23 protein-coding genes are annotated in these 25313 nt (G+C 62.5%); 13 read left to right on the top strand and 10 right to left on the bottom strand.

The genetic code is table 11. The features are described 5' to 3' along the window. Positions 1–3: 3 nt before the first annotated feature. Both rnd and NKI97_RS10255 read right to left on the bottom strand, forming a co-directional pair. Positions 4–1155 (bottom strand): ribonuclease D, encoded by a 1152-nt coding sequence (gene rnd, locus NKI97_RS10250; protein WP_023674454.1) that lies wholly within the window; start codon positions 1153–1155, stop codon positions 4–6. Positions 1156–1228: 73 nt separating this feature from the next. Then, positions 1229–2476, bottom strand: coding sequence for an MFS transporter (locus tag NKI97_RS10255; RefSeq protein ID WP_023674455.1), 1248 nt, complete (start codon positions 2474–2476; stop codon positions 1229–1231). A 257-nt stretch (positions 2477–2733) separates the two neighbouring features. Here NKI97_RS10255 and NKI97_RS10260 point away from each other — a divergent pair, with 257 nt between their 5' ends. The 4 genes from NKI97_RS10260 to aspS all read left to right on the top strand — a co-directional run bounded on the left by NKI97_RS10260 (position 2734) and on the right by aspS (position 7771). Continuing rightward, a complete protein-coding gene (locus NKI97_RS10260) occupies positions 2734–4002 on the top strand; it encodes an ABC transporter substrate-binding protein (RefSeq protein WP_352833890.1) in 1269 nt (422 codons plus the stop codon). A 68-nt stretch (positions 4003–4070) separates the two neighbouring features. Next, a complete protein-coding gene (locus NKI97_RS10265; RefSeq protein WP_352449432.1) occupies positions 4071–4943 on the top strand; it encodes a carbohydrate ABC transporter permease in 873 nt (290 codons plus the stop codon). Between the two features lie 19 nt (positions 4944–4962). Then, entirely contained in the window at positions 4963–5787 is an 825-nt protein-coding gene (locus tag NKI97_RS10270; RefSeq protein ID WP_352834026.1) for a carbohydrate ABC transporter permease, read from the top strand. 193 nt (positions 5788–5980) lie between these two features. Beyond that, positions 5981–7771, top strand: a complete 1791-nt coding sequence (gene aspS / locus NKI97_RS10275) for an aspartate--tRNA ligase (RefSeq protein ID WP_352449434.1) — start codon at positions 5981–5983, stop codon at positions 7769–7771. 80 nt (positions 7772–7851) lie between these two features. On the opposite strand, the gene NKI97_RS10280 is transcribed toward aspS, so the two are convergent. Further along, positions 7852–9066 (bottom strand): aq_1923 C-terminal domain, encoded by a 1215-nt coding sequence (locus NKI97_RS10280; RefSeq protein WP_352449278.1) that lies wholly within the window; start codon positions 9064–9066, stop codon positions 7852–7854. Positions 9067–9437: 371 nt separating this feature from the next. Here NKI97_RS10280 and parC point away from each other — a divergent pair, with 371 nt between their 5' ends. Continuing rightward, positions 9438–11690, top strand: a complete 2253-nt coding sequence (gene parC, locus NKI97_RS10285) for a DNA topoisomerase IV subunit A (RefSeq protein ID WP_352833891.1) — start codon at positions 9438–9440, stop codon at positions 11688–11690. Positions 11691–11940: 250 nt separating this feature from the next. Then, the gene (locus tag NKI97_RS10290; RefSeq protein WP_352621043.1) at positions 11941–13161 is read left to right on the top strand and encodes an AI-2E family transporter; all 1221 of its coding nucleotides are present in this window, start codon (positions 11941–11943) and stop codon (positions 13159–13161) included. On the opposite strand, the gene NKI97_RS10295 is transcribed toward NKI97_RS10290, so the two are convergent. From NKI97_RS10295 to NKI97_RS10305, 3 genes are all read right to left on the bottom strand, one after another. Then, entirely contained in the window at positions 13149–14045 is an 897-nt protein-coding gene (locus tag NKI97_RS10295; RefSeq protein ID WP_023674463.1) for a DMT family transporter, read from the bottom strand. The two genes, NKI97_RS10290 and NKI97_RS10295, sit on opposite strands and share 13 nt — an antisense overlap. Positions 14046–14166: 121 nt before the next feature. Next, positions 14167–14931 carry an arginyltransferase gene (locus NKI97_RS10300; protein WP_023717252.1) on the bottom strand — a complete coding sequence of 255 codons (765 nt, stop codon included), beginning with the start codon at positions 14929–14931 and terminating at the stop codon, positions 14167–14169. A gap of 138 nt (positions 14932–15069) precedes the next feature. Next, complete coding sequence (locus NKI97_RS10305) at positions 15070–15540, bottom strand: RDD family protein (protein ID WP_352833893.1); 471 nt, start codon at positions 15538–15540, stop codon at positions 15070–15072. Positions 15541–15751: 211 nt separating this feature from the next. Between NKI97_RS10305 and sthA the strand changes: the two genes are divergently transcribed. The 3 genes from sthA to NKI97_RS10320 all read left to right on the top strand — a co-directional run bounded on the left by sthA (position 15752) and on the right by NKI97_RS10320 (position 18948). Beyond that, positions 15752–17140: a Si-specific NAD(P)(+) transhydrogenase gene (gene sthA, locus NKI97_RS10310; RefSeq protein ID WP_352833896.1), complete on the top strand. Its 1389-nt coding sequence runs from the start codon at positions 15752–15754 to the stop codon at positions 17138–17140. Positions 17141–17289: 149 nt separating this feature from the next. Further along, a complete protein-coding gene (locus NKI97_RS10315; RefSeq protein ID WP_352833899.1) occupies positions 17290–18498 on the top strand; it encodes an MFS transporter in 1209 nt (402 codons plus the stop codon). A 72-nt stretch (positions 18499–18570) separates the two neighbouring features. Next, entirely contained in the window at positions 18571–18948 is a 378-nt protein-coding gene (locus NKI97_RS10320) for a VOC family protein (RefSeq protein WP_352833902.1), read from the top strand. A 46-nt stretch (positions 18949–18994) separates the two neighbouring features. Here NKI97_RS10320 and NKI97_RS10325 read toward each other — a convergent pair whose 3' ends face one another. After that, the gene (locus tag NKI97_RS10325; RefSeq protein ID WP_352833904.1) at positions 18995–19651 is read right to left on the bottom strand and encodes an alpha/beta hydrolase; all 657 of its coding nucleotides are present in this window, start codon (positions 19649–19651) and stop codon (positions 18995–18997) included. Positions 19652–19867: 216 nt separating this feature from the next. Here NKI97_RS10325 and NKI97_RS10330 point away from each other — a divergent pair, with 216 nt between their 5' ends. Continuing rightward, on the top strand, positions 19868–21043 hold the full coding sequence (locus NKI97_RS10330; RefSeq protein ID WP_352702630.1) for an OpgC family protein: 1176 nt from the start codon (positions 19868–19870) through the stop codon (positions 21041–21043). A 22-nt stretch (positions 21044–21065) separates the two neighbouring features. On the opposite strand, the gene NKI97_RS10335 is transcribed toward NKI97_RS10330, so the two are convergent. Then, the gene (locus NKI97_RS10335) at positions 21066–22145 is read right to left on the bottom strand and encodes a LacI family DNA-binding transcriptional regulator (RefSeq protein WP_352833907.1); all 1080 of its coding nucleotides are present in this window, start codon (positions 22143–22145) and stop codon (positions 21066–21068) included. A 164-nt stretch (positions 22146–22309) separates the two neighbouring features. Between NKI97_RS10335 and NKI97_RS10340 the strand changes: the two genes are divergently transcribed. Both NKI97_RS10340 and NKI97_RS10345 read left to right on the top strand, forming a co-directional pair. After that, positions 22310–22453, top strand: a complete 144-nt coding sequence (locus NKI97_RS10340; RefSeq protein WP_352472030.1) for a hypothetical protein — start codon at positions 22310–22312, stop codon at positions 22451–22453. Between the two features lie 57 nt (positions 22454–22510). Beyond that, the gene (locus NKI97_RS10345; protein ID WP_352472029.1) at positions 22511–22654 is read left to right on the top strand and encodes a hypothetical protein; all 144 of its coding nucleotides are present in this window, start codon (positions 22511–22513) and stop codon (positions 22652–22654) included. 26 nt (positions 22655–22680) lie between these two features. Here NKI97_RS10345 and NKI97_RS10350 read toward each other — a convergent pair whose 3' ends face one another. Together NKI97_RS10350 and NKI97_RS10355 are read right to left on the bottom strand one after the other, a co-directional pair. Next, on the bottom strand, positions 22681–23049 hold the full coding sequence (locus NKI97_RS10350; protein ID WP_352472028.1) for a DUF423 domain-containing protein: 369 nt from the start codon (positions 23047–23049) through the stop codon (positions 22681–22683). A gap of 53 nt (positions 23050–23102) precedes the next feature. Next, positions 23103–24362: a multidrug efflux MFS transporter gene (locus NKI97_RS10355; protein ID WP_352833910.1), complete on the bottom strand. Its 1260-nt coding sequence runs from the start codon at positions 24360–24362 to the stop codon at positions 23103–23105. Positions 24363–24559: 197 nt separating this feature from the next. On the opposite strand from NKI97_RS10355, the gene NKI97_RS10360 reads away from it, so the two are divergent. After that, complete coding sequence (locus tag NKI97_RS10360; RefSeq protein ID WP_352702620.1) at positions 24560–25222, top strand: GntR family transcriptional regulator; 663 nt, start codon at positions 24560–24562, stop codon at positions 25220–25222. Positions 25223–25313 lie beyond the last annotated feature (91 nt).

Below are 25313 nucleotides of genomic sequence, written 5' to 3' on the forward strand. Positions count from 1 at the left end.
AGGCTACAAATCGAACACAGCGATCTTGCGCTTGTCGAACCTGATGGCGAGTTCACCGCGCACCAGCTTGAGCGCGGCCTCGCCGAAGACGGCGCGCCGCCAGCCTTGCAATGCCGGCACGTCGGCTTCCTCGCCCTCGGCAGCGATGCGGTCGATGTCGTCACTGGAGGCGAGTACCTTGGATGCGACGCCCTCCTTTTCGGCAACGATCCGCAGCAGCACCTTCAGCAACTCCGCCGCAGCGCTCGACCCCTCCGGCGGCTGGAAGCTCTTCGGCAGCTTCGGCATCTCTTCCCTGGGCAGGGCAAGGGCAGCGTTTACCGCGCCAAGCAGTGCCGTCGCCGTCGACGAGCGCTCCCAGCCCTTCGGCGTGGTACGCAGCTTGCTCAGCGCCGCAGCGTCGCGCGGCGCCTGCTGCGCCACTTCGTAGATCGCATCGTCCTTGAGCACCCGGCCGCGCGGCACGTCGCGCTCGCGCGCTTCGCGTTCGCGCCAGGCGGCCACCGCCTGCACGATCGCCAGTTCCTGCGGCTTGCGCAGCCGCATCTTGAGCCGCTTCCAGGCATCCTCGGGATGCGGATCGTAGGTCTCGCGCGAGGTCAGCACGTCCATCTCCTCGTTCAGCCAGTGGGCGCGGTTTTCCCGCACCAGCTCGGCGCTGAGATGCTTGTAGACCTCGATCAGGTGGGTGACGTCGGCGAGCGCGTAGTCGAGCTGCTTTTCGGACAGCGGACGGTGGCGCCAGTCGGTGAAGCGCGAGGACTTGTCGAGCCGCGCTCCGGTGATGCGCTGCACCAGCTGGTCGTAGGAGACGCTGTCGCCGAAGCCGCAGACCATTGCCGCGACCTGGGTGTCGAACACCGGATGCGGCACCAGATCGCCGAGATGCACGATGATTTCGATGTCCTGGCGCGCCGCATGGAAGACTTTGACGATCGCCTCGTTGGCCATCAGCCTGAAGAACGGTTTCAGGTCGATGTCGGGCGACAGCGGATCGATCAGCGCGGTCACCCCGGGCGCTGCCATCTGGATCAGGCACAGGATCGGCCAGAAGGTCGTTTCGCGAATGAATTCGGTATCGACGGTGACGAATTCCGCCTTTTCGAAAGCGGCAATAGCGGTCTCGAGTTCTTTCTGGGTGGTGATGACGTGCATCAAATCGCTTTTGGCAAGGGATAGGGTCTCTTTCAATTTCAGCCGCGCGCGCTTTCGTCAAGCGCAAGCACCTCTATCCAGGCTTTGCGGGTTCATCGGGATCGGCATTCCGCTTCGCCAACCGGGCAAAAACCGTCGAGGTGCGCAACAGCGCCGTAAAACGGCTGCGATGGGTCGCCGGCACGGCGGAGCGCGCCTGCATCCGGTAAAGGATGACGGCCACGAAGATCGCATAGACGGTGGCGCTGAACACGAACAGCGCGCTCGGCCCGAAAAATTGCATCACCGTCGAGGCTGCGAACGGCCCGCCGATGGCGCCGAAGGAATAAAACAGCATCAAGGCAGCGTTGATCAGCACGAACTCGCCCTTGTCGGCGCGGTCGTTGGAATGCGCCGCTGACAACGAATAGAGCGGCATGGCGAAGCAGCCGAAGATGAAGACGAGCAGGAAGTTGAGAAACGGGCTGCCGCCTGCCACGAATGCCAGCGCCAGTGCCGCCACCATCGCACAGCACGTCGTCATCAGCAGCACCGAGCGCCGGTCCCAGCGGTCGGAGAGATAGCCAAGCGGGTATTGGATGATGGCGCCGCCGAAAATGCCGACGCTGACGAAGGTGACGACGTCGGCGACCGACATGCCGATCTGCTCGGCATAGACCGGCGACAGGGTGCGGAAGGCGCTGTTTGTGACGCCGACGGCGATACAGCCGAAGCAGCCGAGCGGCGAGATCCGCCAGACGCGCGCCAAATCGAGCTTGACGTCTTCCGGTGGCGTCGGATTGGAGCGGTCGCCGAGCGAAACCGGCACCAGCGAAACGGTGATCATCATCGACATGATGGCGAAGATGGCAAAGCCGCCGGCGCCAAAGATCGGGATCAGGAACTGGGCGCCCGTCACCGAGCCGATGTCGACCATCCGGTAGATGGCAAGCACCCGCGCCCGGTCAGTGTTGGTGACGCCGGAATTCAGCCAGGCTTCCATGATGGTGAACAGGCCGGCAAAGCAGAACCCGCCGGCAAAGCGCACGGCGCACCACATCACCGGATCGATGACCAGCACCAGAAGCAGCGTTCCCGCCGAGGCGATCGCCGCGAGTGCCGAAAAGGCGCGCACATGGCCGACGGACTTCATGATGCGGGTCACGGCAAGGCAGCCGAGCAGGAAGCCGGCGAAATAGAACGTGCCCATCAGGCCGATCGAGGAAGCGGGAAAACCTTCCTGCGCACCACGCAGCGCAATCAACGTGCTCTGCAGGCCGTTGCCGCCGAGCAGGATGCCGGCGGCGATCAGGAGGGGGATCAGCGGGCGGATGGAAGACATGAAGGAAAGCCTGTCGTTGATCCCTTCTTGAACCATCGCCTTCGCCAATGCCAGCGGCAATTCCCGGCGGCGTTGGGGCCAGCCGGGGGCTACCGCGTGGCGCCGGACCCTCCGTGTTGGGAACCAAGGCGTATCTTTGTAGTTCAGTGCTGGTGGGCGAATACGCGTCTTGTGAGCTGCCGGTGTGCGGAGACGGTGTCAGGCATCGACGTCGTTTCTGCTGCCCGGCCTGAAGCTCCAAAGGGAGGTCCGCCATCATGAAATTTTATTCCGCATTTGCGGCATTTGCCGTGGCCGCAGTTCTGGCGGCCGGGCCGGCGCGGGCTGTCGACCTCGCCATGGTGTCCGGAGATACCGGCAACGGCCAGAGAATCCTTCGCGAGATCCTCGATCAATACGAGAAGAAGACCGGCAACAAGGTTAGCGTCGTTCCGCTGCCTCCCTCGGCGACGGACCAGTTTGGCCAATACCGGCTCTGGCTTGCCGCCGGAAGCAGCGACGTCGACGTCTATCAAACGGACATCATCTGGGCCCCCCAGCTTGCAAGGCAGTTCATCGACCTGACCGAAGCGACCAAGGATGTCGTTGGCGCCCATTTCCCATCGATCATCAAATCGCAGACCGTGGACGGCAAGCTCGTCGCCTTGCCGATATTCACCGACGCTCCGGCGCTCTACTACCGCAAGGATCTCCTCGACAAATACGGCGCCAGGGTCCCGGCCAGCTGGGCTGAACTTGCCGATACCGCCAAGCTTGTCATGGACAAGGAGCGCGCGGCCGGCAACAAGGACATGTGGGGTTTCGTTTTCCAGGGCAACGCCTATGAGGGGCTGACCTGCGATGCACTCGAATGGGTGAAGTCGAACGGCGGCGGCCAGATTATCGAGCCGGACGGCACGATCTCCATCAACAATCCGCAAGCAGCTGCGGCGCTGGAAATGGCGAGGAGCTGGGTGGGAACCATCTCGCCGCCCGGCGTTCTGGCCTACCAGGAAGAAGAGTCGCGCGGAGTCTGGCAGACCGGCAACGCCGTCTTCATGCGCAACTGGCCCTACGCCTACGCGCTTGGCAACAGCGAAAGCTCCCCCATCAAAGGCAAGTTCAAGGTGACCACGCTGCCGCCGGGGTCGGGTGAGGGCGCGCGCCCGGCAGCAACGCTTGGCGGCTGGAATCTCGCGGTTTCCAAATATTCGAAGGACCCGGATGCAGCGATCGAGCTGGTCAAATGGATCGCCTCGCCTCAGATGCAGAAGTACCGCGCCTTGAAGGGGGCATATCTGCCGACCATCCAGGCACTCTATGACGATGCCGACATCGCCAGCGCCCAGCCGGTGATTCCGCGCTGGAAGGAAGTCGTCCTCAACGCGGTGCCGCGTCCCTCGGCCCAGGCCAAGACAAGGTACAATGAGGCATCGAGCGAGTTCTGGACGGCCGTCCACAACACCATTTCCGGCGAGGGCACAGCCGCCGACAACCTTGCCGATCTGGAGTTCTCCTTGACCAGGCTCAAGGGCACCGCCTGGTGACCTCGCCGCGCTCAGTCTCGCTGCTGGCGCGTCAGCGTGTGCGCTCGGCATGGCTGCTGCTTGCTCCGATGCTCATCGTCCTCGCCGCCGTTGCCGGCTGGCCGTTGATGCGCACGATCTATTTCGGCTTCACCGATGCCTCGCTCGCCGACCTCGAAGCCCGCCGCTGGGTGGGCTTCGCCAACTATTTCTCCGTCCTGCAAATGCCGAGCGGCCGCGTCGTCTATGACGGGCTGCTCGCCGATCCGGTCTGGTGGCGCGCCGTCTGGAACACGGTGCGCTTCGCGGTGATTTCGGTGACCTGCGAGACGGTGCTCGGCATGATCGTCGCGCTGGTGCTCAACGCCAAGTTTCGCGGCCGCGGCATCGTGCGCGCCGCGATCCTCATCCCTTGGGCGATCCCGACGATCGTCTCGGCGAAAATGTGGCAGTGGATGCTCAACGACCAGTTCGGCATCATCAACGACGTCCTGCTCAAGCTCGGCCTGATCAGCACCAAGATCGCCTGGACGGCCAGCGCCGACACGGCGATGGTCGCCGTCCTTGTTGTCGACATCTGGAAGGCGACCCCCTTCATGGCGCTTCTCATTCTCGCCGGCCTCCAGATGCTTCCACAAGAAATCTACGAGGTCGCCAAGCTCGACGGCGTCGGCGCGTGGAGAATTTTCTGGAAGATCACCTTGCCGCTCATCCGACCGGCGTTGATGGTAGCCATGATCTTTCGCGGTCTCGATGCCCTGCGCATCTTCGATCTGATCTACGTGCTTACGCCAAACAACATACACACCAAATCGATGTCGGTGTTTGCCCGCGAGAGCCTGTTTGAGTTCGACAAGTTCGCTTCCGGTTCCGCCGCCTCGACGCTTCTCTTCCTTATCCTCGCTCTGCTGACCATGCTCGTTCTTTGGCTCGGCCGGATAAGACTGGACAAGGACTATTGATCATGTGGGACTGCTGACAATGTGGATCGTCAAGCGCACGGCTTTCTACCTCCTCGTCGCCGTTATCGTCGTCGTCGCGGTGTTCCCGTTCTACTACGCCATCATCACCAGCCTGAAATCGGGGACGGCGCTCTTCCAGATCGACTATTGGCCGAAGACGATTACCTTCAGCAACTACAGGACCGTGTTCACCGAGGGGACCTTCCTGCGCAACCTCGTGAACTCGCTGTTCATCTCGAGCGCCGTTGTCGTCATTTCGCTGTTCCTCGGCGTCACCGCCGCCTATGCGCTGGCGCGCATCCGCTTTCGCGGCCGCTCGGCTCTGCTCCTCACTATCCTGTCCGTTTCGATGTTCCCGCAATTGGCGGTGCTTGCCGGTCTTTTCGAGCTGATCCGCACCTTCGGCCTCTACAATTCGCCGTTCGCGCTGATCTTGTCCTACATGATCTTCTCCTTGCCGTTCACCGTCTGGGTGCTCACCGCCTTCGTTCGCCACCTGCCGATCGAGCTGGAGGAAGCGGCGATCCTCGATGGCGCCACGCCCTGGATCATCATCAGCCGCGTCTTCCTGCCGCTGATGTGGCCGGCGCTGGCGACCACCGGGCTTCTCGCCTTCATCGGTGCTTGGAACGAGTTCCTGTTCGCCCTGACGTTTACTTCCAGCAACGAGCAGCGAACCGTGCCGGTGGCGATCGCGCTGCTCTCCGGCAGCTCGCAGTTCGAGATCCCGTGGGGCAACATCATGGCCGCATCGGTGATCGTCACCGTGCCGCTCGTCATCCTTGTCCTGATCTTCCAACGCAAGATCATCTCCGGCCTCACCGCGGGCGGGGTCAAGGGATGAGTGCATAGTTGAACTGCCGGCACAGAGCAGCGAACCCAGATTGACGCCTCGAGCATAAATTGATGCCGGTGGGACTCGACCCGGCTGCCGCTTGCCTTGACAAATGCACCCTCTCATGTGCTTTTCGCGCAAATTTTCAGGCTGGGCCATCATGCCTTGGCCGCAACCCAACATCCGGACTTTAAGAATGACAATGCATCGTTACCGCAGCCATACCTGTGCCCAATTGAGGAAGGCCGACGTCGGCTCGACCGTACGCCTGTCGGGCTGGGTGCATCGCGTGCGCGACCATGGCGGCCTGCTGTTCATCGATTTGCGCGACCATTACGGCCTGACGCAGATCGTCGCCGATCCGGATTCGCCGGCCTTCAAGATTGCCGAGACCTTGCGCGGCGAATGGGTCGTCCGCGTCGACGGCGAGGTCAAGGCGCGCCTCGCCGACACCGTGAACCCTAATTTGCCGACCGGCGAGATCGAGATTTTCGCCCGCGAGATCGAGGTGCTGTCGGCGGCCAAGGAATTGCCGCTGCCGGTCTTCGGCGAGCCGGATTATCCAGAGGACATCCGCCTCAAATACCGCTTCCTCGACCTGCGCCGCGACACGCTGCACAAGAATATCGTCGCGCGGACGAAAATCATCGCCGAGATGCGCAAGCTGATGGGCGAGGTCGGCTTCACGGAATTCTCGACGCCGATCCTGACCGCCTCGTCGCCGGAAGGGGCGCGCGACTTTCTGGTGCCGTCGCGCATCCACCCCGGCACTTTCTATGCGCTGCCGCAGGCACCGCAGATATATAAGCAGCTGATCATGGTGTCCGGCTTCGACCGCTACTTCCAGATTGCGCCCTGCTTCCGCGACGAGGACCCGCGCGCCGACCGTCTGCCGGGTGAATTCTACCAGCTCGACGTGGAGATGAGCTTCGTCGAGCAGGAGGATGTGTTCAGCACCATGGAGCCGGTGATGCGGGGGGTGTTCGAGACCTTTGCCGCCGGCAAGCCGGTGACGGAGAAGTTTCCGCGCATCGCCTATGATGTCGCCATGCGCAAATACGGCACCGACAAGCCGGACCTGCGCAACCCGATCGAGATGCAGGCCGTCTCGGATCATTTTCGCGACTCTGGCTTCAAGGTATTTGCCAACATCCTTGCCAACGATCCGAAGGCCGAGGTCTGGGCCATTCCGGCCAAGACCGGCGGGTCTCGCGCCTTCTGCGACCGCATGAACTCATGGGCGCAAGGCGAGGGCCAGCCCGGCCTCGGCTACATCTTCTGGCGCAAGGAGGGCGAGAAGCTTGAAGGCGCCGGGCCGCTGGCCAAGAACATCGGCGAGGAGCGCACCGACGCGATCCGACAACAACTCGGCCTTGCCGATGGCGATGCCGCCTTCTTCGTCGCCGGCGATCCGAAGAAATTCGTCTCCTTCGCGGGAGCGGCGCGCACCCGCGCCGGCGAGGAGCTCAATCTTGTCGACCGCGACCGCTTCGAATTGTGCTGGATCGTCGACTTCCCGTTCTTCGAATGGAACGAGGAGGAGAAGAAGATCGATTTCGCGCACAATCCTTTCTCGATGCCGCAAGGCGGCATCGATGCGCTTAACGGCGAGGATCTGCTCGGCATCAAGGCGTTCCAGTACGACATGGTCTGTAACGGTTTCGAGATCGCCTCCGGCGGCATCCGCAACCATCTGCCCGAAACCATGGTCAAGGCCTTCGAAACCGTCGGGCTGGACCGCGCGACCATCGAAGAGCGCTTCGGCGGCCTTTATCGCGCCTTCCAGTATGGCGCGCCGCCGCATGGCGGCATGGCAGCCGGCATCGACCGCGTCGTCATGCTTCTGGTCGGCGCGAGGAACCTGCGCGAAGTGACCATGTTTCCGATGAACCAGCAGGCCTACGACCTGTTGATGAACGCGCCGTCGGAAGCCAGCCCGCAGCAGCTTCGCGAATTGTCGCTGCGCGTGGTGGCGACGAAGAAAGAGGATTAGAAAACGCTCCGAACCGGTGCTGTTGATTCATAAAGAAGCCCGGCATCGCTGCCGGGCTTTTTGCTTGAAGCCTGTCTCGATCAGTCTTCGTTTGCTGTAACCGTCACGCCAAGCGTTTTCGGCAGGTCGAGCGGGTTGGACATGGCGCCCGCCATGATCAGCGCGAACGGCACCGCTGCCGGCGGCTCGGCCGAGACCTCGATGCTTTGCGGGTCGTCGAGGAATTTGTTGACCGCGGCCGAAACCTGCGCGGTCAGTTCCGGATTGTTGAGCTGCGCCATGCCGAAGGGCACGATCGCCTTGGCCTGGTTGGCGATGTCCTTGCCGGACATGCCTTGCTGCTTGCCGGCATAATCGAGCACCTTTTTGGTCAGCGAATCGTCGTCGAAGCGGATCGAGGCGCTGTTGAACGAAAGCTGCTGCAGCAGCCCGAGCATGGCCATGCCTTGCGCCGAATTGTCCGCGCCTTCGGGCTGCGCTGCCATCTTCTTCTGCATCTCCTGCAGTGATTTGATGACGTCCAGCGTGTAGCCGCCGAGATCGAAGGTCATGCCGAGCGTGCCAGCATTGTCGACCGATATTTCGTATTTCGACAAGTCCATCCTGCCGTCGGTAGGCTGCCAGGTGCCTTCCATCTCAAGATTGCCTGATATGTTCTGGTAGCCGAGCGCGTTGATGACTTCCTTGGACTTCGGATCTTCGACCAGGGTCAGGTCGGCAGCGAATTTTTCCGTAGTGCCGGAAAACGCCATGGCCTTGCCGTCGGCCGGCGGCGTGATTGCGATGGCAAGCCCGTCCATCGAGAAAGCAGTTTTGTCAGCCACTTTGACTGTCATGTTGTCGAGCTCGGCCGATTTGTACATCATCAGCGAGCCCAGCGGACCGGTTGCGCCTTCGGCCGGAACCGTCATGTCGTGGATGACGAAGGGGCTGAGATTGAGCGTGACGCCATCTTCGCTGTGTTCGAACGGCGACGTCGATACGGTCGCGATTTGATAGCCGCCATTGGCTTCGGTCACACCTTCGAGCTTGACGTCGCCGATCTTGAGCGCCTCCTTTTCGGCCGCCGGTTTGACCGCTACGCCTTGCAGAACCATGCTGGAGGTGTCGCCGGTTACTCCGGTCCAGGAGAGGTCGACACCCTGGGCGGCGAGGGCAGCCTTCAGCCGGTCGGCGACCGCGGTATCCTGCGCGAACGCCGCATTCAGCGGCAGCGTCAGCAAAAAGGTCGAAAAAGCCAGTCTCTTAATAAATGTCGAGTGTCTGTTAATAAGTGTCGAGTGTCTGATCGTCATCGAGAGCTCCCCTGAGAGTGTCCTGAAATTCTTTTCAAATCGTCGCGTCGTCACCATTCGGTGACGAACTGGACCGGAAAAAGGCGGGCCTCGGCACAATGGTCGAAAATCGCGGCCAAAGGCAAACCCGATCCATCAGCCTTGCGATAGAAGCAGGATGTAACCGATTGATGTTGGCCGGCGTCGCGACGCTTCCAATTCCTGTTGCATAATGGATGTCGCGCAAAAATGTGCAACGGTTTTGCGATAACGACATGCATCAAAACAAGGGCCTAAAGCGTCGCATGGGCCGGTCGAACGCGATGCGCTTTAGGAGCACGCATACCTGTGTGCCTCTTGCCGCGAATCACCCGCTCGGCTAGTGCCAGCCCATGGGAAAAAGGCTTTTGCCGCCTGAAACTGGCGGCGGCGATAATATTGAGCCGGTCGATCTGAAGAAGGCGCTGGAAGAGCGCTATCTCGCCTACGCGCTGTCGACCATCATGCACCGGGCACTGCCAGACGTGCGCGACGGGCTGAAGCCGGTGCATCGTCGCATCATGCATGCCATGCGCCTGTTGCGGCTTAACCCCGACCAGGGCTTTGCCAAATGCGCCCGCATTGTCGGCGAGGTGATGGGCAAATTCCATCCGCATGGCGACCAGTCGATCTACGACGCGTTGGTGCGGTTGGCGCAGGATTTTTCGATGCGCTACCCGCTGGTCGACGGGCAGGGCAATTTCGGCAATATCGACGGCGATAACGCCGCCGCCATGCGCTACACCGAAGCGCGCATGACCGAAGTGTCGACGCTGCTGCTGGAAGGCATCACCGAGGACGCCGTCGATTTCCGCCCGACCTACAACGAGGAAGACGAGGAGCCGGCCGTGCTGCCCGGCGCCTTCCCGAACCTGCTCGCCAACGGCTCGTCCGGTATCGCCGTCGGCATGGCGACCTCGATCCCGCCGCACAATGCGGCCGAGCTTTGCGACGCCGCGCTTCACCTGATCGATCATCCGGATGCGCCCGTCACCAAGCTGATGGATTTCGTGCAAGGTCCGGATTTCCCGACCGGCGGCATCATCGTCGACAGCCGAGCCTCGATCCTCGAAGCCTACGAAACGGGTCGCGGCGGCTTTCGCGTCAGGGCGAAATGGAGCCAGGAGGACCAGGGCAGGGGCACCTGGAACATAGTCGTCACCGAAATCCCCTATGGCGTCCAGAAGGCCAGGCTGATCGAAAAGATCGCCGAGCTCTTGATGGCGCGCAAGCTGCCGCTGCTCGAGGATATCCGCGACGAGAGCGCCGAGGACATCCGCGTCGTGCTGGTGCCGAAGAGCCGCTCGGTCGATCCCGGCATCATGATGGAATCGCTGTTCAAGCTGACCGAGCTCGAAAGCCGCTTTCCGCTCAACATGAACGTGTTGTCGCGCGGCAAGGTGCCGAACGTGCTGTCGCTGAAAGGTGTGCTCAAGGAATGGCTGGAGCACCGCCGCGACGTCCTGATCCGCCGCTCCAAGCACCGCCTCGGCGAGATCGAAAGGCGGCTGGAGATCCTCGCCGGCTATCTGATCGCCTATCTCAACATCGACGAGGTGATCAGGATCATCCGCGAGGAGGACGAGCCCAAGCAGGTGATGATGGCGCGCTGGTCGCTGACCGACACCCAGGCTGAAGCCATCCTCAACATGCGGCTGAGGGCGCTGCGCAAGCTCGAGGAATTCGAAATCCGCGAGGAATTCAATGGCCTGACCGGCGAGAAGAAGCAGATCGAGGCACTGCTTGCGTCCGACGCCAAGCAGTGGGCGACGATCAAGTGGGAAGTCGCCAACGTTCGCCAGAAATACGGGCCCGACACCGAGATCGGCAAGCGCCGCACCGAGTTCGCCGACGCACCCGAGCATGACCTGACCGATATCGCCCACGCCATGATCGAGCGCGAGCCGGTCACCGTGGTCGTTTCGGAAAAGGGCTGGCTGAGGGCCATGAAAGGTCATCTGACCGACCAATCGGCCCTGACCTTCAAGGAAGGCGACAGCCTCAAGCTCGCCTTCCACGCCCAGACGACCGACAAGGTGCTGGTCTTCACCACCGGCGGCAAGTTCTACACGATCGGCGCCGACCGGCTGCCGGGTGGGCGTGGCCATGGCGAGCCGATCCGCATCATCGTCGACATGGACAACGACCAGGATATCGTCACCGCCTTCGTCCATGATCCCAAGCGCAAGCTGCTGCTGGTGTCGCATGACGGCAACGGTTTCATCGTGCCGGAAGAAGAAGTCGTCGCCAACACCCGCAAGGGCAAGCAGGTGATGAACGTCAAGGCGCCCGACGAAGCCCAGCGCTGCGTGAGCGTCGCCGGCGACCATCTCGCCATTGTCGGCGAGAACCGCAAGATGCTGGTATTCCCGCTGGCCGAGATCCCGGAGATGGGGCGCGGCAAGGGCGTGCGCCTGCAGAAATACAAGGATGGCGGCGTCCTCGACCTCAAGACCTTCACGCTCGCAAGCGGCCTGTCCTGGCAGGATTCGGCAGACCGCACCTTCACCAAATCGCGTGACGAGCTTGCCGAATGGATCGGCGCCCGCGCCTCGGCCGGCCGCATGGTGCCGAAGGGTTTCCCGAGGACTGGCAAGTTCGGGTGAAGCGGTAATCTCCCCCCTTGAGGGGGAGATGTCGCCGAAGGCGACAGAGGGGGTCGGAACGTCCAGACGCGACCCTTATCGCAGACAGAGGAGACTGGCGTCTCACGCGCGGCGACCCCCTCTGGCCTGCCGGCCATCTCCCCCTCAAGGGGGGAGATTAGCAGCTCCACCCAAACATTTGGAATGTCGTCACGATTGCTGCACTATATCAGGGCATAAGCGATACGATGGGCCAGGGAGAGGTAGCCGCTTGAAGGAAGTCAGGATCCAGAAGCCGGAGCGGCAGCAGCGTCTGTTTGGCCTGTCGACGCCGCTCAGGGCCGCTGTCATTCCGCCGCTGTCGGCGGCGCGCTGGCTCCTGGTGCTGATCGTTGCCGCCGGCGTTTATTTCTTCCACGGCTTCCTGTTCCCGGTTCTTGCCGCCCTGGTTATCGCCTTCGCCAGCTGGCCGCTCTATCGGCGGCTGCTCGCCGGCGTCGGCGGCAACCGCACCATCGCTGCGACGCTTGCGATCTTGTTCATCCTGACCTTCCTGGTGGTGCCGATCGCGCTTGCCGGCACCTACGCCATCAATGAGGTGCGCGAGTGGGTCAACTGGGCGATAGAGACCAACCGCTACGGTGCGCCGACGCCGCACTGGATCGCCACCATGCCCGTGGTGGGCGAATGGCTCAATGAACAATGGACGGTCAACGTTGGCCACCCCGGCGGAATCGGCGAACTGATCCAGCTGATCAGTGGCGCCAATATCGGCAGCATCTATCGCGGCGTGCTTGCCGCCGGCGGCAGCGCCTTCGGCCTTTTGCTGACGCTGCTATTCATGATGATCGCGCTGTTCTTCGCCTATCGCGACGGCGAGCATTTCGCCGGACAGGTCGATCGCCTCGGCGAACGCATCCTGCCGGCCAGATGGGAACGGATCTCACGCGTGGTGCCTGCGACAATCTCCTCGACGGTGACCGGCATGACCGTTATCGCCATCGGCGAAGGGCTGGTGCTGGGTATCGCTTACTGGTTGGCCGGCGTGCCGTCGCCGGTGACGCTCGGCGCGCTGACCGGCATCATGGCGCTGATTCCCGGCGGCGCACCGCTGTCCTTCACGCTGGTGTCGATCTATCTCGCCGCCAGCGGCTCGCCGATGGCGGGGCTGGCGCTGTTCATCTGGGGCGCGGTCGAACTCTTCATCGTCGACAAGACATTGCGCCCGAAGCTGGTCGGCGGGCCGATAAAGCTGCCCTTCCTGCCAACCTTTTTCGGCCTGATTGGCGGCGTCAAGACAATGGGCTTTCTCGGCCTGTTCATCGGCCCGGTGCTGATGGCCCTGCTGGTCGCAATCTGGCGCGAATGGCTGCGCGAAGTGGAACTGACCGATGAGCTCGCTGCCGCCGAACCGGCGGAGCACGATGACGCACCGCCGCAGATCGAAATTGTCGCCGGACGCGCCGCCGCGAAAAAGAATCAGGCCGGGTGACTGACGGCGAACGTGGCGCGGCGCTTGCGCCCCTCGTGCAACTGCCAGAGCGAATGGCCGATCAAGGTCATGATGAGGATCGCGCCGCCGATCAGGCTGTTGCGCGACGGTGTTTCGGCGAAGATCATCCACACCCAGACCGGCGCCAGCACGGTTTCAAGCAGGTAGAACATCGCCACCTCCGGCCCGGAGATGTATTTCGGGCCGTTGGCGAGGCAGAAGAACGAGATCGGCATGATGACGGCACCGTTGAAGACGATCCACCATGGCGCGTTGACGTGAAAACCCACCTTGGAAACCATCAGGGTGGCGACGGCCAGCGGCAGGACCACTCCGATCAGCGCCGTGAAACCCATATCCTTGCCGCTGGCGCGCGAGATGGTGATGGCCGCGGCGATCATGAAAGCCGAGCATAGCGCCATCAGGTCGCCGAAGAGATGTCCGGTTCCAACGGAATCGCCGACAATGATCGTCACGCCGACGATCATCAGTGCCAGCGCTGCAAGCGTCAGGGGCCGTGGCCTCTCCTTCAGGAACAGCCATGACAAAAGGGCCGCGAACATGGTTGTGAACGCCAGGATGAAAACGAGGTTGGCTGTCGAGGTATTGTAGACACCGGTGATGAAGGCGATCGAGCCGAGCCCGTAGAGGCCGGCAACGATGAGCCCTGACCAGCCCGGCACAAGCTGCGGTGCCTTTGCGCTCAGCGAGCGCCAGGCGGCCCAGATGATAAGCGTGGCGACGAAGGTCGTGCCGGTGCGCAACAGCAGGATCGTCCACGCCTCGCCGTCGGCGAGCCGGATCAGCGGAATGTCGACGGTCAGCGTCAGCCCGCCGATGGCGGTGATCAGAAGGCCTCTCTGGTGGTCGTTGTGGGAAGACATGCGGCAATTCTCGCGTAGGCTTGGAGGCGCAAAATTGACCGCCCGGTTTTCCAGCCGATCGGCCGGAAGCCCAGCGGCATCCTCCTCGAAACAATTTAAGAGTGAATACCGAAAGCGAAGATCAGCGCGAAACCGCTTCGTGATTGTAGCGTTCCCAGCCTTTCGGGCCGAGATGCTCCTGCGGCTGGAAGCGCATCTTATAATTCATCTTGCGCGAGCCGTTGACCCAGTAACCCAGGTAGACATGGGGCAGGCCCATCGCCCTGGCGCGGGCGATGTGGTCGAGGATCATGAAGGTGCCGAGCGAACGGTCCTCGAAGTCCGGGTTGAAATAGGAATAGACCATCGACAGGCCATCGGCCATCTTGTCGGTAAGCGCCACGGCGATCAGCTCGCCCTGGCCCTTGCCGGTGATGAAGCTGTCAGGTCCGCGGCGACGGTATTCGATGACCTTGGTGTCGACGTGGGTATCCTCGACCATCATGGCGTAGTCGAGCACGGTCATGTCTGACATGCCGCCACGGCGGTGGCGGGCGTCGAGATAGCTGCGGAACAGCGAATACTGCTCGGTGGAGGGCTCGGCGTCGTGCATGGCGCCGACCAGATCCGAATTATGCTGTATGACCCGTTTCATGTTGCGGCTGGCGGTGAATTCCTGCGCCAGGATGCGCACCGACACACAGGCGCGGCAGGTCTCGCAGGCCGGCCTGTAGGCGATGTTCTGCGACCGCCTGAAACCGCCCTGCGTCAACAGATCGTTCATCTCGGGGGCCTTGTCGCCGACCAGGTGTGTGAACACCTTGCGCTCGAACTGGCCCTCGAGATAGGGACATGGCGAGGGCGCGGTCAGAAAGAACTGCGGCGACTGGGTCGGGTGCTGCGTCATCGAGCCTTGGAAACACTCCTGCGAATCGCTCTACCTTTGGCGCGGACGCCGAAAAATTCAACAGGATTGTGAAAGCCTGGTTGATTGGACGTCTTCACATTTGTGCGCAAAGGCTGCGGCCGCGCTTCAAAAGTCTGCTCAGCGGCCGCTGCGGCTGACGACGGTGCCGAGCAGCAGGTCGTGCAGCGTGCGCTTGCGGTCGGAAAACAGGCTCACCAGCAGGACCAGCGGCGAAAGGATGACATTGCCGGCCCAAAACAGCACCGAATGCACGACGGCGGTCAGCCCGTCGACGGGGCTGCCGTCGAGTCGGTCGAGCCGGATGCCCATCATCTTCATGCCGGTGGTGGCCTGGTCTTTACTGCCGAGCGTGTTCCAGATGTAGAGGATGGCGACGGCCGGCACGAGAATGGAAAACAGCATCCAGCCGAGGCCGAGCGTCAACAGCCCGAACAGGAACACCAGGATCGCGAATGGAATGGTGAGCAGCGCGACGATGAAATAATCGATGACAAAGGCGAGAATGCGCCGCGTGCGCACGCCCTCATAGGCGCGGACATCTTCGAGCCTGCTGGTGATGATTTCGCCGTCGAGAACGCGAGCGTTCATGTCATTTCCTCGTAATCGAACCCGGATTAATGCACGGGCCGCTTCTTGGTGAAATGGTGAAGGTTCGCGGCGGAATCAAGATCGAGCCTTTCGCCGCCGTGTAGATGGTGACGGAGTGCCTGGGGCCGTCTGACTTGTTGAATTCATGGCGCGGATAGCGTTAGTTTGCTGCGGCGCAACAAAGCGCGCCGAGCCGAGGGGACGGGGCGACATGGACTACGACATGCTGGTCATCGGCAGCGGCCCATCCGGGCGCCGCGCCGCGGTGCAGTCGGCCAAGCTCGGCAAGTCGGTGCTGGTGGTCGACAGGGGCCGGCGTCTCGGCGGCGTTTCGGTGCATACCGGCACTATACCGTCGAAGACGTTGCGCGAGACGGTGCTCAACCTCTCCGGCTGGCGCGAGCGCGGCTTTTATGGACGCGGCTACCGCGTCAAGCAGGACATTTCGGTCGGCGATCTGGTCGAGCGCCTGCACAAGACGCTCGACCATGAGGTCGAGGTGCTGCAGCACCAGTTCATGCGCAACACGGTCAAGAGTGCGCGCGCCGCGGTAAAATTCCTCGGCCCCAACAAGGTCAGCCTGACCACCGACACCGGCGACTACAGCGAGGTTGGCTTCGCCCATGCGCTGATCGCGGTCGGCACCCGGCCGCACCGGCCGCGTGACGTGCCGTTCGACAAGACACGGATCTTCGACAGCGACGAGATGCTGGAGCTCGACCGGCTACCGCGCACGCTGACGGTGATCGGCGCCGGCGTCATCGGCGTCGAATATGCGACAATCTTTTCGGCACTCGACGTTCCGGTGACACTGGTCGAGCCGCGCAACACGATGTTGGATTTCGTCGACCGCGAGATCGTCGACGACTTCATCCATCAGATGCGCGACCGCGGCATGACCATCCGATTGGGCAGTGCCGTCAAGGAGATCGCCTCGAAACCCGACTATGCTGAGGTGACGCTGGCCGACGGCCGCACCATACGTTCCGAGATCGTGCTTTATGCTGCAGGGCGTACCGGCAATGTCGGCAGCCTGGGCTTGGAAACGGTCGGCATCGAGTCCGATTCCAGAGGCCGCATCAAGGTCGATCCGCAGACCTTCCAGACCAGCGCGTCCAACATCTATGCCGCCGGCGACGTCATCGGTTTTCCGAGCCTGGCATCGACCTCGATGGAGCAGGGCAGGGTGGCCGCCTGCCATGCCTTCGGCGTGCCCTTGCCGCCGCCGCCCGAAACCTTTCCCTACGGCATCTACGCCGTGCCGGAAATCTCCACGGTCGGGCAATCCGAGGAGCAGGTGCGTGAGAGTGGTGCCGCCTACGAGGTCGGCGTGGCGCGGTTCCGCGAGACATCGCGCGGCCACATCATGGGCGTCAACACCGGCTTCCTGAAGCTTCTGTTCTCGATCGAAACACGCCGTCTGCTCGGCGCCCATATCGTCGGCGAGGGCGCGACCGAACTCATCCACATTGGCCAGGCGGTCATCAATCTCGGCGGCACCGTCGACTTCTTCGTCAACAACACCTTCAACTATCCGACGCTGGCCGAAGCCTACAAGATCGCTGGGCTGGACGCTTGGAACCGCATGGGGCGGGCGTAGACCATGATCCCGAATCGAAGGACCGCGTGGGCATCGGTTTTGCTGCGCGGACCTTCGGGATGGGGGCAGGACACTCAGCAGTGGCGCATTGCAACCGACATGGTAGCCGTTGCGTTTCAGCCAAACGGATTGCCGAACAGGGCAAAGCAATGACTGGGGCAGCGCCAAGGGAAACCTTCGCCTGGATTTCCCGAAACACGGTGCTTCTGGCGCTGGCGAGCCTGTTTGCCGACATTTCGACCGAGATGCTTTATCCGATCCTGCCGATCTTCCTAACCCAGACTCTGCACGCAAGCGGGAGCGTCGTCGGTCTGGTCGACGGAATCGCCCAGGCGACGCAGAACATCGTTCAAGGTTTTTCGGGCTGGCTCTCGGACAGGCTTCAGAAGCGGAAACCGATAGCCCTCATTGGCTATTTTCTGGCCTCTATCGCCAAACCGCTGATCGGCGTGGCCACAGTGTGGCCGATGGTCCTGGGCGCGCGGTTTGTGGATCGGCTCGGTGCAGGTTTCCGGTCCGCTCCGCGCGACGCGCTCCTTGCTTCGTCCGTGGCCGACGAGCACCGAGGCAAAGCATTCGGCCTAGAAGGCATTGGCGACAATCTGGGAGCGTTTCTGGGGCCACTGCTCGCGGTGCTGCTTCTCATCGCGCTCAAAGTCGATATCCGCTGGATCTTCTATCTCGCGCTCATTCCCGGTCTCCTCGCCTTCCTCATGGTGGTGTTGGTGCACGAGCAGCCACTGGCCGTAGCCGCAAAGGCCAAGATCGACGTCAATCTGCGGCAGTTTCCCAAAGCCTATTGGACCTATCTCTTGGTGACAGCTCTCTTCGGCATCGGCAATTCGAGCAATGCATTTCTGATTCTGCAAACACAGGATATCGGTGCCTCTTTGGAGGCAACCATTCTTATCTACGCAGGCTTCAATCTCGTTGCGGCGCTGATTTCCTACCCGGGCGGCTTTCTATCGGACCGCTTCGGCCGCAAGGGCGTGTTACTGTCGTCCTTCGTCATCTTCCTGATCGCCTATCTCGGCTTCGTCTTGACCCGGAACATCTATCTGATCGGGCTGCTTTTTGCCTTCTACGGGTTCTATCAAGGCATCTTCCGCTCAGTCGGCAAGGCATTCGCCTCGGACTTCGTGCCGCAAGAGCTGCGTGCCAGCGGCATCGGCTGGTACAGCACCACGGTCGGCCTGCTGGAACTCGCGGCAAGCGTTGTCGCCGGACAGCTCTGGGATCGTGTAAGCCATGAGGCGGTGTTCATCTACGGCGCTGTCTTCGCCGTGGTCGGCAGTGCTGGTCTGCTTGCCCTGATTCCCTGGCGAACCGACGGTCATAGTGTGTCGGCGGCGTCGTAGTGCTGCCGGGGCGTTGCCGATGATGAGCAGCCTTTAATAAAACGTTCTACTCAAACTGAAAGGTCCCCGGTTATGACGCCCGTCAGTGTTCGCTATATTGTCGACGATGTCGCCGCTTCCATCGATTTCTACGTGAAGCGTCTGGGCTTTGCCATTGAACGGGATGCGCGGCCGGCTTTCTGCTCGGTCACGCGCGGCGATCTGCGGCTTCTGCTGAGCGGGCCGGAGAGCTCGGGCGCACGGGCGATGCCGGATGGCCGCCGGCCGGTGCCGGGAGGGTGGAACCGCATCCTGCTGGTGGTGCCGGATCTGAAGCAAGAGATTGCGCGCCTGAAGGGCGCCGGGCTCGCCTTCCGCAACGATATCATCAACGGCGTCGGCGGCTCGCAGACCCTGCTCGAAGACCCGTCCGGCAATGTGATCGAGCTATTCCAGCCCGCCGCACACTGACATTCGATGGTCGGGTCCGCGTCGTGCGTGCGCTCAATCCGCTCGTTCAGCGGTTGCCTGACCCCGCCAGCCACTGCTTGACGATCTCGGCGTCCGGATCGCCGATTTCATGGCCGGAGGCGACGGTGTGGACCTCGACTTTGGCGCCATGCGAGCTCAGTACAGCGGCCAACACGGGGGCGAAAGGCGCGTAGGTCAGGTCGGCGGCGCCGGCGACGATCAGCGCCCGTGCCTTCGACAGGTCGGCCGGCGGCACCTCGTCGAGCACCGGCATAGGACGCAGCAATGCAGCGCGCTCGATCACGCCCGGATGCAGCAACATGACGCTCGAAACCAGATTGGCGCCGTTCGAATAGCCGAGAAAGGTCGCGTGGCGGAGATCGAGGCTGTGGCGCTTCGCAACGCCGGCGACGAAGGCCGCAAACGCATCTGCCTCCGCGCGGATGCTTGCCTGCTCGAATCGCGTCGGGGTGATTCGCGTGAACCAACGGAACCCGTCCTCCTGAGGGATGCGGCCACGGACCGCAACCAGCGCCGCATGCGGCGCGATTTGCCGACCAAGCGGCAGCAAGGTCGTCTCGTCGACACCCGATCCATGCAACAGGAACAGCCAGTCACCGGCTAAATTGGCGGATCGATGGAGCCGGTAGAAAAAGCCTGAATTCTCCTGCAAAATACCGTCTTCGAGGCTTTGCTCGGCCATAGTCACATCCTTTTGATTCCGCGTTACTTTCGTTAATTTGCCGGCTTCAAAACGGAATATTTTCAAGCTCCGCGAAAGTTGATTGAACCGGGCGCATTTCAGTCCGTTTCTTTGCCGATATAATCCCCGCGGGGGAGATCGAAGCAGTGTGCGCCGGGTGGTCGCCCGAGGGATCGCATGCCAGGCATGAACAACCAGCTTTAAGGCCTTTTATCGATGACCATGCCAGTTTCGCCGGAACGCGATACGCGTATTGATGTGTTCCGGGCTCTCGCCCTCCTGACCATATTCGTCGACCACGTGCCGGGCACCGTGTTCGAAACCCTGACCTACAAGAATTTCGGGTTTTCAGATGCGGCCGAGGCCTTCGTGCTGATCTCCGGCATGTCCGTCGCTCTCGCCTACGGCACTAAGTTCCAGCCGGGAAACCGGCTGATTGCAACGCTGAAAATGTGGCGCCGCGCCGGCGTGCTCTATGTCACCCACATCGTCACGACGATGGTGGTGATGGCCATCTTCTGCGCCGCGGCGGTGTTTGCGAAACGGCCGGATCTTCTGACGCTGATCAACATCGAGCCGCTCGTCAGGAACCCGCCACAAGTCCTGGTCGGCATCGTCACGCTCGGCCATCAGCTCGGTTACAACAACATACTGCCGGTCTATGCGGCGCTGCTGTTGATGGCGCCGGTCTTCCTGCTGTTCATCAGCTACCGGCCACTGGCGGCGCTCGCAGTATCCGCAGCCCTTTGGCTGATTGCCGGAATCTACCAGATCGCGCCGCCGAACTACCCGGAGCCCGGCTTCTGGTTCCTCAATCCGCTGTCATGGCAATTGCTGTTCAATATCGGCATGGCCAGCGTGTTGCATGTGCGGCGCGGCGGCACCATCCCTGTCAATCGCTGGCTGGTCGGCGCAGCCGCCGCCTATGTGCTGACGGCGCTCGTCTGGGTGCACAGCCCGCTGTGGGGGCATGCGTCGTGGCTCGATCTGCCGGTGGTGCTGACCGGTTTCGACAAGACGTTCCTGTCGTTGCCGCGGCTGCTGCACATCCTGGCGATGAGCTATCTGGTCGTCGCCTTGCCCTTCGTCTCGAACCTGTTCCGCACCGGCCGCGACAATCCGCTCGCCATATTGGGCAAACGCTCGCTGCCGGTTTTCATTGCCGGCACGGTGATTGCCATGGCGGCGCAGGTGATGAAGCTGATCAACCCGGGCGGCTTTGCCTATGACAGTCTGCTGCTCGCCGCCGGCATCGCCATGCAGTTCGCGCTCGCCTTCTATCTGGAATGGCTGTCCGCCATCGGCTGGTCCGGCAAGGGCAAGCCGGTCCGCAACGAGGCGCCGCCTGTCCGTCCATCCTTTGGCATCGGTCCCATGGCGGCCAATAGATAAGATTTGGAGCCGATCTGCCCAGTCAGCCTGTACCTGGCGGCGGTCCGGAAGATGCCCTGACGACAAGTTCGACATCGAGCGTTTCTCGCCGCACCGTGCCGTCGAAGTCGAGGATTCTTCGCGCTGCCCGGCGGCCGATCTCGGCGATCGGCTGGGCGATGGTGGTGAGCGGAGGCTCGCAAATTGCGGCTTCAGGCACGCCGTCGAAGCCGACGACGGAAACATCGCGGGGAACCGCGATGCCCCGTGCGTTGAGCCATTCCAATGCGACCATCGCGATCCGGTCCGACATCGCCAGGATGGCGGTCGGCGGTTCCGCCGAGGCGAAGATGGTTTCGAGACCAGCCCTTGTGCTCGCCTTGTCGTTTTCGGTCTCGTAGACCGGCACTTTGGCGGTGTCGACACCAAACCGGGAAAGCTCTTCGAAATAGCCGAGGAGGCGGTCACGGGTTCCTGTATAGACTGCGGTCCGGACCTGCTCGGGCGAGACAAGTCCGGTGCTGTCGTCGGCGAAGGCCAGCGACAGCACGGCGAAGCGGCGATGTCCAAGTTCCGCCAGATGGCGCGCCGCGAGCCGGCCGCCGGCAACATTGTCGACGCCGATCGCGGAGACCGTGGCGTCCTGCGAGCCGAGCTCGAGCGCGACGAAGGGGAGCTTGCGTTCGCGCGTCAGTTCGACGAGGCGCGGACCGCCCTCGATGCAGAACAGGATGAAGCCGTCGACCAGGGCGCTCTGGATATTCCAGGCAAGTTTTTCCTCGTTGCCGGCCGACACGAGGGCTATTCCCGCGCCGGTGGCGTCGCATGCCTCCGAGATGCCGGCCATCATCACGCGCGCAAAGGGGTCGTCGAAGAAATAGGACAGCGGCTCGGTTGTGGCGACGCCGATCGCATTGACCTTGCCGGCGCGCAGCAGGCGGCCCTTTGGATCGGGGCCGGCGTAGCCCAGCGCGTCGGCCGCCGCCTTGACCCGCTCGCGGACTTCCTCGCGTACGATTTCGGGACGGCTGAAGACATTGGAGGCAGTGCCGTGTGATACGCCCGCGGCTTTGGCGATGTCCGCCAGCCGGATGGGCCTCCTGCCTTCGGTGAGTGATGCCATTTGTTTGTCTCCGGGACTCCGGTCCAACAGTATCGCCGATTACCTAACACTTTCGTTGGATCGATTCAAATTTTTGCTTGACATTTATGGTGCGACGCGTATTCTTTGAATCGATCCAAGAGGGTTTTCGTCCGCAGATTGGATCGATACAAGAGGAGAGTGCCATGCACCCCGTCAATTATCTGTTCGAGGACATTTACCGGAACGACTGGAGCATCCGCTCGAGCGCGGAGGCCCGTAAGGGGCGCGACAGAACCGGTCCGTGGATTCGCGACCTGCGTTTCCTCGTAGGACGCAAGCGGAGCTGATCGGCGGCCTTTTTTTTGTTCCCGCTGATTGGATCGATTCAAAAAGGAGATCAAGCCATGCACCCGATCAAGCATCTGTTCGAAGATATCTATCGCAATTATTGGGGCATATCGCCGGCCACCGAACGGCCGGAGCGGCGGCGTGTGGTCAAGACAGCCAAACGCGACGGCCAAGTCCGGCCCGAACGTCGCCAAGACTGACAGAACCGGCGAACGTGGCTGCCGCGTCAAGGGCGCGGCCGCACCAGCGCCGAGGCGGCCATCATCAGCCAGCCGCCGATGAGCAACGTGCCGCCGATCGGCGCCGACATCGGGAACAGCCGCGAGCCAAGGAAGTCGCGGGCCAAAAGATCTCCCGAGAACAGCAGAAGCCCGACGAGAAGGATGAGGCTTCCGGTTCGCAGGATGCTATTGCCACCGAGCAGCCCGACGGCAAGGAAGACCGGCGCATGCAAGAGCAGGAAGGATGCGGCCGTACCGACGAAAGCGCCGCCGAGATGCGCCGCCGCCGCCGAAAGCGCCACGCCAGCCGCGCCGCATAGGCCGCCGGCAAAAACCAGAATGCGGCCGCCTGCCGCGTGTTCATCCGTGCTCATGTCCACCCCTCCGTGATTCCTGGCGACCGCCTGAGATAGTGCTGCGAACCGTGTCAGGATTTGCCGGCTTCCGCCAGCATGTCGCGTTCGCGGCGTGACTGGATCAGCCAGTTACAGGCCGCTCCGCCCGCCATCAGAATGGATGTGCCGAGAAACACCGAGCGCATACCGAAATGGCCGCCGGCGAAGCCGCCGAGCAACGGTCCGGCGACCTGCCCGACATATTGCGCCGAGATCGACAAACCCAGCACATTGCCGCCGACCCCGTCGGGCACATTGTGGCGGATGACGCTGGTGATGCAGGGCAAAAGACCGCCAAGCGCCAGGCCCATCAGGAAACGCAGGCCGACGAGTTGCCAGCCCTGGGTAACAAAGGCCTGCGGGATCAGCAGCAGCGCCGAGACGGCGAGTGCGGCAGCGATGACGTTCCAGTGGCCGATACGGTCGGCGAGCTTGCCGAGCCGCGACGCCGACAGGATGGCGCCGAGCGCTGCCGCGGACATGACGATGCCGGAGACCAGCGTGACCTGGCTCTGATCTTCGATGAGCTGCTGGACATAGACGGTGATGATCGGCTCGATCGACATGGTGGCGAAACTCAACAGCATGCCGGTCGCGAGCATGGTGACGACGGGGCGCTTGTCGGGAATCTGCGACCAGCCGTCTTTCACTTTTTCTTCCGACGCGGCCTTGGCGGCAACCGGGCGAGGGGCCTCCTTGATCAGCAAGGTGGTTGCCAGAAAAGCCAGGAAAATGACGCCGCCGGCGAGCAGGAATGTGGCGCGGATGCCAATCAGCGGCGGCAGCGCGCCGCCAAGCAGCGGACCGACCAGGGCACCGGCCGTGATGCCGGCCGACAGCACGCCCAGCGCCCAGCCGGAGCGATCCTTCGGCGTCTGCATGGCAACCAGGATGGTCGAGCCCGAAGAATAGCCGCCGGCAAAGCCGATCAGCAGGCGCAAGAGCACCAATTGCCAGACGGTCTGCACCATGCCGGTCAGCGACATACACAGCGCCATGCCGAAACTGGCTCGCACCAGCATCAGTTTGCGGCCGTAGCGGTCGCCTAGCCGCCCCCACAGGGGCGCGACCAGCGCGGCAGCAAGGAAGGTGGCGCCGTAGGCGATACCCGACCACTGCACGATCGCCGCATGGCCCTCGGCGCCCAGCTGCTCGACGTAAAGCGGCAGGAAGGGCAACAGCAGCGTCATCGCTACAAGCGTGCTGAACGAGCCGGCAAAACACACGGCGAGATTGCGGCGCCAGTGGACGTTGTGCGTGCCTTGCATGGCGAGGGCGGCGTCTTGCGGCATGTCATGTCCTGTCCGGCCAGCTTGCATGAAACTTGCTACGGATACCAATTTGGGATACCAAGCTGGTATCTGTCATGAACGCAAGCCCCGTCGCTGTCAATGCGGGTCTCTCAAACATGATCGACAAAGGCCGGCGTGATTGGCCAACGCCGGCCAGTGACCCGATTGCCGGAACAAATGACCTGAACGGAACGCCAATGTCGCAGATGCAGAACGTCGAAAAGCAGCTTCGCGAGATGATCCTCGGGCTCGAGATCGGTCCCGGCGAGCGGCTGACGGAGCGCTGGGTCGAAAGCCGCTTCGGCGCATCGCGCACGCCGGTCAGGGCGGCATTGCTGCGGCTCGAGACTGAAGGCCTGATCTGCCGCGACGGCCGCGGCTGGACGGTCTCGCCCATCAATCTTGCCGAGCTGGAGCAGATCGCCGTCTATCGCGAGGCGGTCGAGGTCGCGGCAGTCAGGCTGACTTGTGCCTTGCAGGACAGGGGTGCCGTCGAAATTATCGAGGCTATGCTCGATTCCTGCGACGACCAAACCCCGCGCGAGGAATGGCATCGTGTCGGCATGGATTTTCATATCGAGCTGGCACGCCTGTCAGGCAACGAGTTCCTGTTCAGAGCGGTTCGCGATGCGATGACGCGCCTGTCGCGCGCCCGCTGGCTCGAGGTTCGCGACGAGGCAGCGCTTGGCCGTGCCTGGGCCGAACACCATGCCATTCTGTCGGCGGTGCGGGCCGGCGATGCCGATAGCGCCGCCCGCCTGCTTTCGGCCCATATCATCGGCAGCCGCGACCGGCTGGTGACCTCGCTGCGCAACGACCGGCGCGGCCTGCGCGCCCGGGGATTTGCCGTCGTCGCTTGAGTGAGGATCGGCTGCCATTGATCACGAAAAGAGCAGATGAGCGAAGAATGCTACTTTCGGTCTCGCTTCGGAAATGCCGATGGCGTAAGAG

The organism is Mesorhizobium sp. M0296, assembly GCF_040321675.1.
GTDB lineage: Bacteria > Pseudomonadota > Alphaproteobacteria > Rhizobiales > Rhizobiaceae > Mesorhizobium.